At 38.5% G+C, this 16186-nt stretch carries 15 protein-coding genes and 1 other annotated feature (1 of these 16 only partly in view); of the genes, 2 read left to right on the top strand and 13 right to left on the bottom strand.

Going from position 1 to position 16186, the window contains the following annotated elements:
* Positions 1-223: a binding site (T-box leader), on the bottom strand; it reaches 2 nt to the left of the window's first position.
* Between the two features lie 158 nt (positions 224-381).
* A complete protein-coding gene (locus ML543_RS05535; protein ID WP_243386154.1) occupies positions 382-573 on the top strand; it encodes a hypothetical protein in 192 nt (63 codons plus the stop codon).
* Between the two features lie 17 nt (positions 574-590).
* Here ML543_RS05535 and ysxE read toward each other — a convergent pair whose 3' ends face one another.
* From ysxE to hemA, 8 genes are all read right to left on the bottom strand, one after another.
* Positions 591-1616, bottom strand: coding sequence for a spore coat protein YsxE (ysxE, locus tag ML543_RS05530; RefSeq protein ID WP_243386153.1), 1026 nt, complete (start codon positions 1614-1616; stop codon positions 591-593).
* Between the two features lie 98 nt (positions 1617-1714).
* Positions 1715-2680, bottom strand: coding sequence for a stage VI sporulation protein D (gene spoVID, locus ML543_RS05525; RefSeq protein WP_243386152.1), 966 nt, complete (start codon positions 2678-2680; stop codon positions 1715-1717).
* 431 nt (positions 2681-3111) lie between these two features.
* Positions 3112-4401, bottom strand: coding sequence for a glutamate-1-semialdehyde 2,1-aminomutase (gene hemL / locus ML543_RS05520; RefSeq protein ID WP_243386151.1), 1290 nt, complete (start codon positions 4399-4401; stop codon positions 3112-3114).
* A 24-nt stretch (positions 4402-4425) separates the two neighbouring features.
* Complete coding sequence (gene hemB / locus ML543_RS05515) at positions 4426-5403, bottom strand: porphobilinogen synthase (RefSeq protein ID WP_243386150.1); 978 nt, start codon at positions 5401-5403, stop codon at positions 4426-4428.
* The gene (locus ML543_RS05510; RefSeq protein WP_243386149.1) at positions 5403-6194 is read right to left on the bottom strand and encodes a uroporphyrinogen-III synthase; all 792 of its coding nucleotides are present in this window, start codon (positions 6192-6194) and stop codon (positions 5403-5405) included. Before ML543_RS05510 ends, hemB begins: the two co-directional genes overlap by 1 nt.
* Positions 6191-7126, bottom strand: a complete 936-nt coding sequence (hemC, locus tag ML543_RS05505) for a hydroxymethylbilane synthase (RefSeq protein ID WP_243386148.1) — start codon at positions 7124-7126, stop codon at positions 6191-6193. Before hemC ends, ML543_RS05510 begins: the two co-directional genes overlap by 4 nt.
* Before the next feature lie 22 nt (positions 7127-7148).
* On the bottom strand, positions 7149-7982 hold the full coding sequence (locus ML543_RS05500; protein WP_243386147.1) for a cytochrome C assembly family protein: 834 nt from the start codon (positions 7980-7982) through the stop codon (positions 7149-7151).
* An 18-nt stretch (positions 7983-8000) separates the two neighbouring features.
* Positions 8001-9347, bottom strand: a complete 1347-nt coding sequence (gene hemA, locus ML543_RS05495; protein ID WP_243386146.1) for a glutamyl-tRNA reductase — start codon at positions 9345-9347, stop codon at positions 8001-8003.
* A 309-nt stretch (positions 9348-9656) separates the two neighbouring features.
* Here hemA and ML543_RS05490 point away from each other — a divergent pair, with 309 nt between their 5' ends.
* Positions 9657-10142, top strand: a complete 486-nt coding sequence (locus ML543_RS05490) for a hypothetical protein (protein ID WP_243386145.1) — start codon at positions 9657-9659, stop codon at positions 10140-10142.
* An 81-nt stretch (positions 10143-10223) separates the two neighbouring features.
* On the opposite strand, the gene ML543_RS05485 is transcribed toward ML543_RS05490, so the two are convergent.
* The 5 genes from ML543_RS05485 to lon form a co-directional block, all read right to left on the bottom strand.
* Positions 10224-10949, bottom strand: coding sequence for an amino acid ABC transporter ATP-binding protein (locus tag ML543_RS05485; RefSeq protein ID WP_243386538.1), 726 nt, complete (start codon positions 10947-10949; stop codon positions 10224-10226).
* Between the two features lie 26 nt (positions 10950-10975).
* Positions 10976-11647, bottom strand: a complete 672-nt coding sequence (locus ML543_RS05480) for an amino acid ABC transporter permease (protein ID WP_243386144.1) — start codon at positions 11645-11647, stop codon at positions 10976-10978.
* Between the two features lie 181 nt (positions 11648-11828).
* Positions 11829-12563 (bottom strand): transporter substrate-binding domain-containing protein, encoded by a 735-nt coding sequence (locus tag ML543_RS05475; protein WP_243386536.1) that lies wholly within the window; start codon positions 12561-12563, stop codon positions 11829-11831.
* Positions 12564-13128: 565 nt separating this feature from the next.
* Positions 13129-13722 (bottom strand): ribosome biogenesis GTP-binding protein YihA/YsxC, encoded by a 594-nt coding sequence (gene yihA / locus ML543_RS05470; protein WP_243386143.1) that lies wholly within the window; start codon positions 13720-13722, stop codon positions 13129-13131.
* Positions 13719-16043: an endopeptidase La gene (lon, locus tag ML543_RS05465; protein WP_243386534.1), complete on the bottom strand. Its 2325-nt coding sequence runs from the start codon at positions 16041-16043 to the stop codon at positions 13719-13721. Before lon ends, yihA begins: the two co-directional genes overlap by 4 nt.
* Positions 16044-16186: the final 143 nt, after the last annotated feature.

The raw sequence follows: 16186 nt of genomic DNA, 5'->3' as shown, positions 1-16186 counted from the left end.
AAAGGACGAAAGGAGTGAGTTTCGCGGTACCACCTTTTTTCATAGAGCAATACACTCTATGCACTTCAATTGATAACGGCATTTGCCGTCCTTCTTTACTCTTCATTCAAGAAGGATGCTCCAGGGCGACCTTCCAACGACACTACCTAGGAAATCTCCCAGCAAATGATTTCCCTCTCTGAAAGGTGTTCTTCGTCGTACTCTTCCCTTTCCATGCATGTAAGAACAGTATGAATTTCTATGTTATATACTACTAAAAAAAGTTTTTTTTCGTCAATCATCTTTCCCGAATTTCTTTCGATTTATACGTTTTTTAGGCACTTTTACTAGTTCCTTTCATACAATGTAAAGAAATGTATGTATGAATGTGGAGGTGCAGCGATGAAGAAGCGATTTAACCCTTATTCACTCCCACCATGGATTCGTAATTTTCGTGCAGTGTTGGAACAATTCATTTTACCTTTAACAATTTTTCAAGGTATTCGAACATTGTTTTTCCCTACTTCCTTTGATGTATTATTATTAGCAATTCTAATCCTATTAACCCTTGCTTTTTATTTTGAATGGTTTTAAAAATCCCCTTCAACATTTCATGACGTTGAAGGGGTTTCACTTTGTGGAGGAGGAGATTTTTGTTGCATCCATTTCATTACAACATATTCACAATTTTTCATAAGCCAATACCTTCTTATAAGGCGTTGACAATAGTCGCGTTCACTCCTTTTCCCTTCTCTCTCTTCGTACTGTTTAACAATTTGGAAGATTGGATTTGGATAAGCTAAGTAACTAAGAAACATTTTATTTTCCGCTTCAGATAATGGAAAGATTTGCTCATATTTATCCAACCATTGTACACATTCATCGCATTGAACTGGAAAACTCGTTAGCTTTCGGTGAAGAAATGTAATTAAATCGTGAACAGGAGAAGCGAATTGGGATCGTTCAAAGTTAATTAAGTAATATTGATTTTGGTCATCCTTAACTAAATGCGAAGGAGAAAGGTGTCCATGATTCAAGACCCCACGTGCAATCGGATTTTCCTTAATCGCTTCATACCAATCTTGAAACTTTTCCTTCGCAAAATGGTATGCTTGCTTCGTCTCGTTAAAGTACATGATTACCTGTAGTTCAAAAGGGGACATATACCAGCTTTTTTCACTCCGTTCAACAAATTGTTCAAAAAGCTGTTCATCCTTCTCCCACTTCTCGATCGTAGCTTCATATAGTTTTTCATAATTTGCTTGTTCAAACGTCCACTCTTTCTTCGTACGCTGATGAAGGTTCCCAACGGCTTGAAAGAGCTCAAGATGCATATGATTTTGGTCATCTCGCATATTTCGTGGAACCCAAGGCATTAAATAATAAATTTCCTCTCCCCGCTGAACATATAAATGATTTTCAGCTGTAGGGTAGATTGGAATATAATATTTAAAGCCTGTCTCTATCAACATAGAATGAAAGCGACTAAAATCACCTAATTCCTTAATCACCGCATTTTTTAATGCATAGGTCCCTTTTTCTGTATGCACCTTTGCCACACGGTCCGTTATATGTTCAATATAAGTGGCATGAATACGATATTCGTTTAATACACTTTGCAATTCCTCTCGATTCATATCGTACACACCTGCTCTCCCTCATTAAAAACCATCACATATTCTCCTTTAAAACAGCTAAGAAAAACAGCTCAAATGCGAGCTGTTTTCTTTTTTCACTAATGATTGACATAGACAGGGATATATAATATTTGCCCATCATAAACGGTTGGGTCTGGATCTAAATGATTAACTCGAATCAATTGTTGCACGGATATATCGTACCTTTCGCAAATTTCTTCAACCGTTTCCCCTTGCTGTACAATACACATTTTTAACTTCGAGAATTCTTCTTCGTCTTCACGAGTAAACAGTTTTGTTAAATAGAGAGAATTATCATTTTTTCTCTCTTCCTTTTGCTCTGACCGCTCAGCTTGAGCCTGCTCTTTTTCCTTTACTCCACCTTCACGATACGAAAGCTCCGCTTCTTCTTGATCTTGCTTCGCTTCAAATGTATAAGTGGAATATGCTTCATGCTCTTCCACCTCTTCTTCAGGATGAAGAAAAATATCTGATAAGTCTTGACTTGGATCTGCTTCATATTCTGTTTGCACAGATTGGTCAGAACGGTACATCGGTTCAAACGGTTGTTCCGCTTCTTCATGATTCTCTACTTCTTCTTCAAAATTCCCATCTGCATCGTGCGCATCTTCCCCACGTATCCCTAAGATGGTAATATCCGCAACTAATTTCAAACAACGATTTTCAGGAAATTCATAGTCAAACGTTTCTACCGTTACGTACACATCTTCCAAGTTGGTTACTCGATTTCTTGGAATCGTTATATCAACAGGAAAATGATGAATCAACTCAGATACACCATCTTCTCTCGTTTCGATATCCTGTACGTACCGAGCCCCAGAGTATGGAAATAAATCATGCTCATCTTCTTCTACGAATTCCCCCATCTTATACTCTCCTGCAAGCTGCAATGCCCCTTTGATGGAAACATATTGATCATGCTCTCGGATGGCAATGTCCGGTTCTAGAGAAATCGATATCAATTCTTCTACTTCCTGTCCTTTTTGAAACCAAACAGACTCTTCTACTGAAAATCGTAACAACGATGATTGTTCTTGCGGCACGTAAATTCCTCCTTTCATGGCACAAAAAAATGACGATGACAGTAAAGGTTTATGTTTCAAAAAGGGGAAATATGTCTTTTCTTTCACCATCGGTTCCACCCTATGTGAAAATTTCGTTTCTATCACCATTAAACTTAAATCTATATCGAGTAAAAGGAGAGACTTAACTTCAGCTCAGTACGTATCAAAAAAGTGACGTAATTCAATAGGAAAAGCGCAAAGCGCAAGTCCTTAGGCGAAGGGCGCTGGAGGACCTGCGAGGAGGCTTCCGTCGTCACAGCAGGGCCGAAGCGACCCGAGCTAATGGCGCATGGAGCTAGACACCAAAAAAACGGTAAAGAGAATACTCTAACACTTTATTGAACTTAAACTTTCTGTAACAATCAAAAAAGCAGACAATTCGTCTGCTTTTTCAAATTTATCTTCTTTTATTATTTTTTTAATGCCGCGAATGCTTTTTCTGCTGCTTCAATTGTCTTTTCAATATCCTCATTTGTGTGAGCCGTGGATAAGAATAATCCTTCAAACTGTGATGGTGGTAAATAAACACCTTCTTGAGCCATTTCACGATAGAAATCAGCGAAAAACGATAAGTCGGATTGCTTCGCTGTTTCATAATTTACCACTTCTTCCCCATTAAAGAATACGCCAATCATCGAACCTGCACGATTTACCGTTAGTGGTACATCATATGTCTTTGAAAGATTCGTAAATCCTTCTTCTAAACGGTCAGCCTTTCTTCTGAACTCTTCATAAACTTCAGGGGTTAACTGACGTAATGTTTCATATCCCGCAGTCATTGCTAATGGGTTCCCTGAAAGCGTTCCTGCTTGATAAATTGGCCCACTCGGCGCAATTTTCTCCATAATTTCAGCTTTACCACCGTATGCTCCAACAGGCAGGCCTCCCCCAATGACCTTTCCTAAACACGTAAGATCTGGCGTAACACCATAATACCCTTGAGCACATTGGTAATCGACACGGAAGCCCGTCATTACTTCGTCAAAAATGAGTAACGAGCCGTATTCATTCGTAATGTCTCTTAATTGTTGTAAGAACTGATTTTGAGGTGGAACAACCCCCATATTTCCTGCCACTGGTTCTACGATAACGCCAGCGATATCATCACCAAACTGTTCAAAAGCATAACGCACACTTTCCATATCATTGTACGGAACTGTTATCGTGTTTAACGCCACTCCCTCAGGTACTCCTGGGCTATCTGGCAAACCAAGTGTCGCGACACCGGAGCCGGCCTTAATTAGTAAAGAGTCTCCATGCCCGTGATAACAACCTTCGAATTTTAAAATTTTATTTCGTCCAGTGTAACCTCTCGCAAGACGTAAAGCACTCATCGTTGCCTCAGTACCTGAATTGACCATTCGTACTACTTCGATGGACGGAACTCGCTCAATAACTAGCTCTGCCAACTTATTTTCAATAAGCGTCGGCGCACCAAAGCTTGTCCCGCCTTCTGTCACCTTTTTTAAAGCCTCTACTACTTGGTCGTTCGCATGACCTAAAATAAGAGGACCCCACGATAAAACGTAATCAATGTATTCGTTACCGTCAATATCATAGATTTTTGATCCTTTTCCTCTTTCCATGAAAATTGGTTCTAAGCTTACAGATTTAAATGCTCGAACAGGGCTGTTAACCCCACCTGGCATTAGTTGTTTTGCCTTTTCAAAGGCTTCGTGTGAACGCTGATAACGACTCATCGGTACACCCTCCTGAATATCCTTTTATTTTTCGCTTAACCACTTCGCAACGTCTTTAGCAAAATAAGTAATCATTAAATCAACGCCAGCTCTCTTCATGCTTGTTAACATTTCAAGAACCGTATCTTTTTCATTGATCCATCCATTTTGGCTAGCCGCCTTAATCATGGAATACTCACCACTTACATTGTAAGCAACGACCGGAACCGGAAAATGGTCTTTCACTTCTCGAATAATATCTAAATACGAAAGGGCAGGTTTAACTATTAAGAAATCCGCTCCTTCTTCGATATCCGATTGAGCTTCACGCAACGCTTCTAAGCGATTGGCAGGATCCATTTGGTACGTTTTTCGATCACCAAATTGCGGTGAACTATGGGCTGCATCACGAAACGGACCGTAAAAGGCACTTGCATATTTCACGGCATAAGACATGATTGGAATATGTTCAAATCCTGCTTCATCTAATGCTTGACGAATTGATACGACAAAACCGTCCATCATGTTTGAAGGAGCAATAATATCAGCTCCAGCTTTCGCTTGACTTACAGCCGTCTTAGCAAGTAGTTCTAAAGAAGGATCATTTAAAACCACGCCGTTTTCAACGATGCCACAATGTCCGTGGTCTGTATATTGACAGAGACATGTATCAGCAATGACAACCATTTCAGGATATTCTCGCTTGATTTGCTTAATGGCTTGTTGAACAATCCCACATTCATGATATGCTTGAGAACCTACTTCATCTTTATGGGCAGGAACACCGAAGACAATGACCGATTTGATTCCTAAGTCAACAACTTCTTTCATTTCTTCCTGCAATAAATCTAATGAAAGCTGATAGACACCTGGCATGGATTGAACTGGATTCTTTTGATTTTCTCCCTCTACGACAAAAATTGGGTAAATTAAATCTTCTGTATGTAAAAAAGTTTCTCTTACCATTGCTCTCATATTCGCACTATGACGAAGACGGCGATGACGATTAAATAAAGTGTTCATTACGTACTCCTCCTTTTCATTTCAACATCCTCAACAATTGTTTGAAGCATGTCCTCCAACGTAAACCGCTCTGGGACTAGAACATTGTGCGCTTGATAAGACCGGAGTGTTTCCTCTGTCACCTTGCCAATACAAGCAAAGGATAAGTGATGCCAAGAGAAGTTCCGTTCTTCACACCAGCTCATAAAGCTTCGTACTGTCGATGAACTTGTAAAGGTAATATAGTCAACTTCGTAATTGAGTAAAGAAGAATAAAGTTTGTCTCCCTGTTCAATTTCCTCTATCGTCTCGTAAACAATAAAATCAATGCAATGGTATCCAAGCTCGATTAACGATTGACGAAGAGAAGGTTTTGCTAAATTACCTCGCACGACAACAATCCTCTTTGTTTTGGGTACTTTCTGGACTAGCTCTTTCGCTAAATCTTCACCTGTAAATGTTTTCGGCATTAACGAAGCCTGTATTCCGTATTTATGTAAATATTGCTTTGTCTTCTCTCCAACCACTGCTACGTTGAAGGAATCTACATCTCGCTTATTAAACCCTTCTTCTTCCATGTGCTCAAAGAAAAACTTAATCCCATTTTTACTTGTAAATACAAGCCAATCTCCAGGTGATAATTCAGGAAAAAAGCTGCGAAGTGTAATATTTTTCGTCTTTGTTATCTTTAAGAAAGGGATTTCGATGGAAATCCCTCCATTTCGTTCAATAAGCTCTGTCAGTTCGCCTAATTGATGCAGGGCACGAGAATTAATAATTCTTACACCATTTAGTGAAGATTGCCCACTCATTCATGGTCAAGCTCCTTTTTCACTTGGTCTATTAACGTTTTTGCACCTTTTTCCGATAGCAACTTAGCGACCCGCTCTCCTAGTTCCATTGGGTCTTTTCCAGTTAACGTCTCTTTGTATACGATTTTCCCATCCGTTGAAGCAACAAGACCTGTAAAGGAAATTTCGTCGTTATCTAAGACAGTAGCTAGACCAGCAATCGGAACTTGACATCCACCTTCCATCTTATGAAGGAAAGAGCGTTCTGCTTGAACAGCCAGCGCTGTTTCAGGATGATTTAACTTTTGAAGCATTTCCCGTAATTCAGCATCACTTTCACGACACTCAATCGCTAAAGCACCTTGCCCTACGGCTGGAAGACTAATCGAAGCATCTAAAAACTCCGTTACCACTTCGTCACTCCATCCCATCCGTTTCAAACCAGCAGCCGCTAATATAATGGCATCATATTCTTCATTTTTTAACTTTTCCAAACGCGTATCAATATTACCACGAATCCATTTTATTTCTAAATCCGGACGCATCGCTAACAATTGGGCACCTCTTCTTAAACTACTTGTTCCAATTACTGAACCCGGTGCTAAATCACGGAACGTCTGGTACCCTTTAGCGATTAAAGCATCGCGATAATCTTCACGCTCAGGGACACACCCTATCATTAACCCATCAGGTAGAACAGCCGGCATATCTTTCATACTATGAACAGCCATGTCAATTTCTCCATCTAACATTGCTTGCTCAATCTCCTTTACGAACAGGCCTTTTCCACCTACTTTAGAAAGTGTAACATCTAAAATTTTGTCCCCTTTTGTTACAATTTCTTTAATCTCAAATTCATACGGTACACCTAGTTCCTTTAATTGAGAAATAACCCATTTCGTTTGCGTCATCGCCAACTTGCTTCGTCTAGAACCTACGATAATTTTTCTCATGCTCATCCTCCTACTTTAACTGCTACGAATACCAAAAATGAAAGCGTGATAAACTGCCAAATAAAAAGAAATTAATTAATAAAATAAGAAAAGAAGCGATATTTAATAAAGCGACTGTTTTCCCTTGCCACTTTTTCACGATTCGACTATATAAGTAAAAACTATAAATGACGATTACCATGAACGATCCGAGGACTTTCGTATCGTACCAATGGAAATGCTGAATTTTTATATAAGCCCAAATAACCCCTAAAATTAATCCTAACAACAAAATGGGCACCCCAATAACATTTAATACATAAGCCATGTGATCAAGCTTTGCTAAATCTTGAATACGTAATAGACGTTTTCCCCATTTTTTCTTTTTTAATAAATTGTATTGAATGATATACAAAATAGAAAAAACAAACGATAAAGAAAACGCTCCATAACTTAAGATTGCCATCGTGATATGTATAAGCAACAATTCCGAAACAAGTTGGCTTGACACTTCGGCTGATATGGCATTGGATGGGGCAAACGTATGCAGGGAAATCATAATAAACCCAATGATATTGGTAAAGAACAGAATAAATTCAACTTTTATGAATCGATGTAAAACGAGTGATAACGTAATCAACACCCACGTATAAAAGTAAAGTCCTTCAAACACGTTTAACACGGGGAATCGATCATATACAATCATTTGATTAAATAAAAAAACGGTTTGTAATATCCATACAATAGAAAGTAACCAGAAGGCAGCGACATTGGCCTTCCGGTTACTGTGTAAAAAGTCTATAAAGTACAATAGCACACTCAATGCGTACAACAATACCATCAATTCGTTTATACGAAGAAGACTTGTATCAATCATATCTTCATTCCCTTTCACTTACATTTGAAGTGAAGCCTTTTCGTTTTCTCTTCCTTTTTCGTAAATCGGTAAGTCAGCTTTCTTCCGTTCTTTGTCCGTTTCTTCTTCAATGTTAAAAATCTCTTGGAAGAGCTGTAAATATTGGTCGCTATCTTTTTCAGCAGCTAGCTCTTTTACCTTCAAAATTGGGTCACGCAATAGCTGATTAATGATACTCTTCGTATGCTTATTTAACACTTTCTTTTCACGTTCTGTTAAATTCGGCATTTTCCGTTCAATACTCTTCATCGTTTCTGCTTGGATAGTTAGCGCTTTTTGGCGTAATGCGGAAATAACCGGAACAACACCAAGCGTATTGAGCCATTGGGTAAATTCAACAATCCCTTCTTCTATCAATAGTTCAATTTGAAGTGCAGCCTTTTTTCTTTCCTCTAGATTCGCTTCGACGATTCCTTCTAAATCGTCAATATCATATAAGAATATGCTCTCTAACTCGTTGATAGCAGGATCTAAGTCACGCGGAACAGCTATATCAACCATAAAAAGTGGACGACCTTTACGTAGTTGAGCAACATGCTCCATCATTTCTTTAGTGATTACATAATGACTTGCACCTGTTGAACTAATAAGAATATCTGCTTCTAATAGGGCACATTGTAATTCCGTTAGCGGTTTTGCCTCTCCTCGGAATCGTTCAGCTAGTTGTACCGCCTTTTCATACGTTCTGTTTATGACTGTAATGTTTTCTACACCACTACCGTGTAAGTTTTGCACAGCTAGCTCGCCCATTTTCCCAGCACCTAAAATGAGCACTCGCTTTTGATTTAATTGACCGAAAATCTTTTTCGCTAACTCTACAGCAGCATATGAAACCGAAACAGCATTCGAACCGATATCTGTCTCCGCATGTGCTCGTTTAGCTAAAGTAACGGCTTGTTTAAATAAATGGTTAAAAACCGTCCCAATCGTTCCACTTTCTTGGGCCAGTAAGAAACTAGAACGAACTTGTCCTAAAATTTGCGTTTCCCCTAACACCATTGAATCGAGGCCACATGACACCTTAAATAAGTGATCAACAGCATGGTCATTCTCATAATATTTTATATAAGAAGCAAAATCGTCAATCTCCATCTGAAACCAGTCAGCTAAAAAAGCTTTTAAATAATAACGACCAGTATGAAGTTGATCAACGACTGCATAAATCTCAGTACGATTGCACGTGGAAACGATTACGTTTTCTAATACACTTTTTTGTTCTTTTAACTGCTTCATCGCCTTTGCTAAATCGTTTTCATGGAAACTTAGCTTCTCGCGAATCTCAACAGGGGCAGTCTTATAGTTTAAACCAATCGCCAAAATATGCATGATGAACCCCCCATCCATTCCCTTCGGTGTATGATAACTATAATTATAACATGACATAAAAAACGTTCTTTTAAAAAATGTGAACAGTATATGAAACTCTATGATAAGATAGCAATAGAAATCCGTCACAAATATTGTAACATAACTAAGTAGGAGATTTCCTTTCTTTATAAGAAAGGATGATTCTTCCTAAACGATAGATAAACATTATCAAATTATATTAATTCTAATATTAAAAGTCCTCAAATGTACTTTATCAAAATGAACCAATTGAATCAAGCTACTAAACTTCTCCAGAGGTGAAGATACATGAAGAAGCAGTGGACATTGCCTGCGATCTTACTTGTTGAAATTGGATTGTATTTTTTATGTATTCAGTTCAAGATTAAGCTGTTTGAAGACATTTTTAGTTGGCCAACGCTCCTTATATTGTTCGGTATTGCCTTTTACATACATAGCGCGATGGAGAGAGAACCCCACCACTTACTGCCGGCCACTCTTTTTACAGGAATTGGATTTCATTTTCTAATAGGACCTACTTTATCGTTTTGGCCTGGAGATTTAATTGCATTTTTATGGATTACCTCGATTGGTTTGTTCTTTCAAGCAATCAAGACGAAAACAGGAATCTTTCCTTCGCTTGTTCTTCTATTTATCGGCTTATTTTTATATTTTCTCTCCTCAATAATGGAGTTTTTACGTGTCTTTGAACACGTTGTAAAGGTTGCCGAAAATTATTGGCCTTTTTTATTCATCCTACTAGGTGTCTACTTATTATTCGTTCGCAAAAGGTAGGTTATGCGGAAATTTTAGCAATGTTTTCTTTTCAGCTGAAAAGGGTGCGACAATCAAAATTCGCACCCTTTTACCATAAAATCAAGATAACACAGATTGAAGAAAATCCATTGTTCTTTTTTCTTTCGGTTCATGAAAAATTTGGTGAGGTGATCCTACTTCAACAATCCTTCCATCATGCATATAGACGATATGATCAGCCACTTCTTTGGCAAATCCCATCTCATGTGTGACAACTATCATCGTCATTCCTTCATTCGCTAGTTCTTTCATCGTAGTTAATACCTCTCCGACAAGTTCTGGATCTAATGCAGAAGTTGGTTCATCAAACAGCATCACTTTCGGCTTCATTGCTAAGGCACGTGCAATCGCTACCCTTTGCTTTTGCCCACCAGATAACTTCTGTGGGTAAACATGTTCTTTTTCAAGCAACCCAACCTTTTCAAGCAAGCTTCTTGCTTCTTCTTTCACTTCTTCCTTCGGTCGCTTTTTCACATATAATGGTGCTTCCATGACATTTTCAAGAACAGTTTTATGAGGGAACAGATGAAAATGTTGAAAAACCATGCCCACCTTTTGCCGAACGGCATTCAAATCATGTGTTTTTATATCAATTTCTTCTCCATCTATGAGGATATCCCCACCATCTTTCATTTCCAAGAAATTCAAGCATCTTAATAATGTACTTTTCCCTGAACCACTTGCGCCAATTAAACAAACGACTTCTCGATCATATATCGTTAAATCTATATCCTTTAATACGTGTAATTCACCAAATGATTTATTAAGCTTTACAACTTCGATCATTTTTCGTTTCTCCACAACTTTCCCCCCTATCGCTCACTAACCGCAAGTTTCTTCTCAACAACGTTGACAAGCAGTGTCAAAATAAAGACTAAGAATAAATAATAAACCGCTACAATGAGTAAATACGTCATATAATCAAACGAATTAGCACCTTCTGTAGTTGCAACGTTAAACAATTCATAATAACCGATAAAAGCAGCTAGTGAAGAGTCTTTCAACGCAATAATAAATTGGTTGCCTAAAGGCGGCATAGCACGACGAAAGGCTTGAGGTAAAATAATTCTTCTCATCGTTAACGTTTGACTCATGCCAAGTGACCTTCCTGCTTCCATCTGCCCCTTATCAATAGATTGGATTGCTCCGCGAAATATTTCAGCAATGTAAGCACCGTTATGGAAAGCAAGGCCAAGTACTATGGACCAAAATTGAGAAATATGGAGTGTTGTTAACCCATAATAGAAAATAAAAATTTGAACAATTAACGGGGTGCCTCGAACTAAGTAAATGTAAAGATCAGCTATCCATTCTAACACTTTTCGCTCTGAAATTTTCAAGAAAGCAAAAAAGAGCCCAATAAAAACCGCAATAAACACCGATACCAACGTCACTTGCAGTGTCATGAGCATTCCTTTAAAAAAGATATCAATTGAGCCAATAAATTTTTCAAAAACATGTGAAAACGTCGGCAAATTTCTCATCCCCTGATTTAAAGTTATTTTAAAAGATTATTGTTTTTTTGGTTATATACACTGGAGGCGGAGTGCTTTAGGCGTAAGTCGACGCCTTTCGCTTTTAGTTTTGTTCCATATCATACTTTAAGATCAGCTCCGTTACCAATGAAAAAAGATGCACCGAGTTTGGCACATCTTTTCAGCGTCGTCATTCTGGCTGCGTGGTAATATTTTCACCAAAATAGTGTTCACTAATTTCTTTTAAAGTGCCATCTTCCCGCATTGCTTGTAAAGCTTCGTTTATTTTTTGTAAAAGCTCTTCATTTTCTTTTGATACGGCAATGGCTTGTTCACTCGTTCCAAGCGATTGTCGCCCTTCAATCGTTAACCCTTTTCCAATGGCTTCTTTCCCAGTGACGAAATCCGTTATTACAGCATCGTGCTTCCCTTTACTTAAAGCTTCTAAAGCTACAACATCGCTATCGTATTGAACGACTCGATCAGTTGCTTCACTTGCAATTGTTGCATATGTAGACCCCTTTGAAACCGCTATTTCTACTCCCTCTAAATCTTCCATTGATTCAATATCGCTATCTGGTCGAACGAAAATTTGGGGACCTGAGTAATAGTATGGTGTTGAAAAAGCGACATGTTCTTTTCGTTCATCCGTAATGGTATGACTTGCTACAGCTGCATCAAATCGACCTGTTTTCACTCCTTCTACAATTCCGGCGAACTTAAATTTGTTTTGAACTGGTTCCAAGCCTAGCCGATCTGCAATTTCGTTGGCCACATCGATATCAAACCCAGACATTTGACCATTTCCATCCGTTACACTAAAGGGCGCATACTCACCAGATGCTGCGAATGTAAATTTTCCTTCTTCCACCAACTTCATATTAGATGAATCTGTACTTGTTTCATCGTTGCACCCTGCAATCATTAGAGCAGTACCAATGACTAGCAAGATAAACCCTATCGTTTTTTTCAACCATGACGCCCCCTTATTTTATTGAATTTTCCGTCAATAATAATTATAAACGTTAAGCAAATTCAGTATCAAAGCGCCTCACTCCTACTATCGTATTCTCATCCATCAACAAACAACCTCTCATCACGTTACCTAATTTATTCGTAAACATGCTGTAAATTCCTAACTTTTCCTTCATTTTCCTAAATTTTTATCCAATAATTTGTTAAAAAGCGTTTTTCCTAACTAATTAATCTTTCAAAACCTATAAATACAAAAAGCAGATGAAGAGAATTAACTCTCTTCATCTGCTTTTATCGCTAAAGGGCTGGCTAATTGTCAGCCTTTCTTTTTACATAGCTTTTCTATTGGTTTGTTGTTTTTCGTTTAACCTTTGCGAAGGACGGACACTTTCGTGGTCACAACCTATCCATTTTTTAACAGCCTTCTCAACCCCAAGATTGTCTGTGAAGTCTTCGGCCGTGATGTTCCCTTTGGAGTTACCGCCATTCACTGCATGGATTAACACCCATGAACCTTATGAATTTAATCCCATTGCTTTTAATAGCACAGCCCAAGCTTCTTCTTTCCCTTTCCCAGTTTCACTAGAAAATAAGATTAATTCATCACTTGGATCCATTTGCAATGTTTCTTTGACAACTTTCAAATGTTTTTGCCACTTCCCCTTCGGAATTTTATCCGCTTTTGTGGCGATTACAATAACGGGTATATTGTAGTACTTTAAAAAGTCGTACATCATAACGTCATCATTTGTAGGTGCATGACGAACATCAACAATTAACACAACCGCTTTTAGCTCGTTTCGACTTGTTAAATACGTTTCAATCATCTTTCCCCAAGCTTCACGCTCTTTTTTTGAAACTTTGGCGAAACCATAACCTGGGACATCTACAAAATGAAACTGCTCATTAATAATGTAGAAGTTTAACGTTTGTGTTTTCCCCGGTTTAGAAGATGTACGGGCTAGATTTTTTCTGTTGATCAGCCTATTAATAAAAGAAGACTTCCCTACATTAGAACGACCAGCTAGCGCTATTTCCGGAAGTCCATCACTCGGATATTGCTCCTTTTTCACGGCGCTAATCACAATATCTGCACTCTTTATTTTCATAAAACCTCTCCTACTAAAGCATGTTTTAACACTTCATCGAGATGAGAAACTAAAACGAAAGTTAATTCATTTCGAACACTTTCTGGAATGTCCTCGATGTCTTTCTCATTGTCTTGAGGCAAGATAACTTTCGTAATTCCTGCACGATGAGCACTCAATGCTTTCTCTTTCAAACCGCCAATTGGCAATACTCGACCTCGCAACGTAATTTCTCCTGTCATCCCTACGTGACGACTCACCGGTTTTCCAGTTAATGCGGAAATAAGAGCCGTAGCCATTGTAATTCCTGCAGAAGGTCCATCTTTCGGCACTGCACCTTCTGGGACATGGATATGAATATCATGCTTTTCGTGGAAATTTGGGTCAATATTCAAGTCTTCAGCACGTGATCGAATGTAGCTAAATGCAGCCTGTGCTGACTCTTTCATTACATCCCCTAACTTCCCAGTTAGCATTAATTTTCCTTTCCCAGGAGTTAATGAAACTTCTATTGAAAGGGTATCTCCGCCTGCTGTTGTATACGCAAGCCCTGTTGCCACTCCAACTTGATCTTGCAATTCAGCTTGTCCGTAACGGAACAGCTTTTTGCCTAAATATTCTTCGATGTTTTTATCGGTTAAAACGATGCGTTTTCGTTCACCTGTCACAATCAGCTTAGCTGCTTTTCGGCATATTGCAGCAAGCTTTCTCTCTAAACCACGAACACCAGCCTCTCTTGTGTAATAGCGAATGACACTAACGATTGCATCTTCTCGCAATTGAAGCTGTGACTTTTTCAATCCATGTTCTTTTAATTGTTTAGGCAACAAATGGTCTTTTGCAATATTCACTTTTTCTACTTCCGTATAACCAGCTATGGTTATAATCTCCATACGGTCTCTTAGTGGCCCTGGAATTGTCGCTAAATTATTAGCTGTAGCGATGAACATGACGTTCGATAAATCATATGCTTCTTCGATATAATGATCGCTGAAGTTATGATTCTGCTCTGGATCTAATACTTCCAACAAAGCAGCGGAAGGATCGCCTCGGAAGTCGGATGACATTTTATCAATTTCATCTAATAAGAAAACTGGATTAATAGTTCCCGCTTTCTTCATCCCTTGAATGATTCTACCTGGCATAGCTCCAACATACGTTCGACGGTGTCCCCGTATTTCCGATTCATCTCGGACACCACCTAATGAAATTCGAACAAAATGACGGTTTAGCGACTTCGCAACAGAGCGAGCCAAGGATGTTTTCCCCACTCCTGGAGGGCCCGCAAGGCACAAGATAGGCCCTTTTAAAGAATTCGTTAATTGTTGAACGGCTAAATATTCTAACACCCGTTCTTTTACCTTTTCAAGACCATAATGCTCTTCATTTAGCAATTCCTCAGCTATGTTTACATCTAAGCGATCTTCTGTCGCGTTCGTCCAAGGAAGAGCTAATAACCAATCAATATAGTTACGAATAACAGCACTTTCAGCTGAGGATGAAGGAATCTTCTCATACCTTTCTAATTCCTTCAATGCAGTTTTTTCTACATTCTCAGGCATCTGAGCTTTTGCTATGCGAGATCTTAGATCATCTACCTCTCCAGCTTTTCCTTCTTTTTCGCCTAATTCTTTTTGAATTGCCTTCATTTGTTCACGCAAATAATATTCTTTTTGCGTTCGTTCCATCGAACGTTTTACACGTTGTCCAATCTTTTTTTCAAGCTGGAGAACTTCTTTTTCATTATGAATGATTTCTATTACAGTGTTTAGTCGTTCTTTAATATCATATGTTTCTAAAATTTGTTGCTTATCCTTCAACTTAATTGGCAAATGGGATGCAATCAAATCAGCGAGTCTTCCAGGTTCATCAATATCTGTAACGGTCGCGAATGTTTCACTCGTTAATTTTTTGGACATTTTTATGTATTGTTCAAAATAGTCAAGAGCCGTCCGCATTAACGCTTCTTCTTCCACGTCTTTTTCCGTCCGCTCCTCATATGTTGTCACTTCAACAGACATGTAAGTGTCTTCTTGTAAGAACGTTTTAATTTCCCCACGTTGTAAACCTTCTACAAGCACACGAATCGTTCCGTTTGGAAGTTTTAACATTTGTTTAATTTTTGTTAAAGTTCCTATATGATATATATCTTCTTCTTTTGGATCATCAATTGATATTTCTTTTTGAGTCGTCAAAAAGATTATATGATCGCCCATCATCGCTTGTTCTAAAGCTTGTACTGATTTTTCCCTTCCAACATCTAAGTGCAAAACCATCGTCGGGTAAACTAACAAACCACGAAGCGGTAGGAGGGGGACGATTCTCGTTTCAGTTTTCGCCATCATGTAACACCTCCATTGATGTAAGTCGAAAATTGTTCTTGTTCAATTCTATCCTATTCTCATTCACGTGTCTATTGAGAAGAGTCTTAATACCCACGTTCTGCATTCCTACGTATGTAGTATACCCGTTTGTCGATGTATTA

The sequence above is a fragment of the Bacillus kexueae genome, assembly GCF_022809095.1.
Classification (GTDB): Bacteria; Bacillota; Bacilli; order Bacillales; family Aeribacillaceae; genus Bacillus_BZ; species Bacillus_BZ kexueae.
Note: the sequence above shows the minus strand (reverse complement) of the source record. Positions and strands in the feature narration are given on the sequence as shown.

Bases quoted from the DNA above. Each gene is read 5' to 3' on its own strand.
- ML543_RS05535 (WP_243386154.1), top strand. From the start codon at position 382: ATGAAGAAGCGATTTAACCCTTATTCACTCCCACCATGGATTCGTAAT.
- ysxE (WP_243386153.1), bottom strand. From the start codon at position 1,616: ATGAATCGAGAGGAATTGCAAAGTGTATTAAACGAATATCGTATTCAT.
- hemL (WP_243386151.1), bottom strand. From the start codon at position 4,401: ATGAGTCGTTATCAGCGTTCACACGAAGCCTTTGAAAAGGCAAAACAA.
- hemB (WP_243386150.1), bottom strand. From the start codon at position 5,403: ATGAACACTTTATTTAATCGTCATCGCCGTCTTCGTCATAGTGCGAAT.
- ML543_RS05510 (WP_243386149.1), bottom strand. From the start codon at position 6,194: ATGAGTGGGCAATCTTCACTAAATGGTGTAAGAATTATTAATTCTCGT.
- hemC (WP_243386148.1), bottom strand. From the start codon at position 7,126: ATGAGAAAAATTATCGTAGGTTCTAGACGAAGCAAGTTGGCGATGACG.
- ML543_RS05500 (WP_243386147.1), bottom strand. From the start codon at position 7,982: ATGATTGATACAAGTCTTCTTCGTATAAACGAATTGATGGTATTGTTG.
- hemA (WP_243386146.1), bottom strand. From the start codon at position 9,347: ATGCATATTTTGGCGATTGGTTTAAACTATAAGACTGCCCCTGTTGAG.
- ML543_RS05490 (WP_243386145.1), top strand. From the start codon at position 9,657: ATGAAGAAGCAGTGGACATTGCCTGCGATCTTACTTGTTGAAATTGGA.
- ML543_RS05485 (WP_243386538.1), bottom strand. From the start codon at position 10,949: ATGATCGAAGTTGTAAAGCTTAATAAATCATTTGGTGAATTACACGTA.
- ML543_RS05480 (WP_243386144.1), bottom strand. From the start codon at position 11,647: ATGAGAAATTTGCCGACGTTTTCACATGTTTTTGAAAAATTTATTGGC.
- ML543_RS05475 (WP_243386536.1), bottom strand. From the start codon at position 12,563: ATGATTGCAGGGTGCAACGATGAAACAAGTACAGATTCATCTAATATG.
- yihA (WP_243386143.1), bottom strand. From the start codon at position 13,722: ATGAAAATAAAGAGTGCAGATATTGTGATTAGCGCCGTGAAAAAGGAG.
- lon (WP_243386534.1), bottom strand. From the start codon at position 16,043: ATGGCGAAAACTGAAACGAGAATCGTCCCCCTCCTACCGCTTCGTGGT.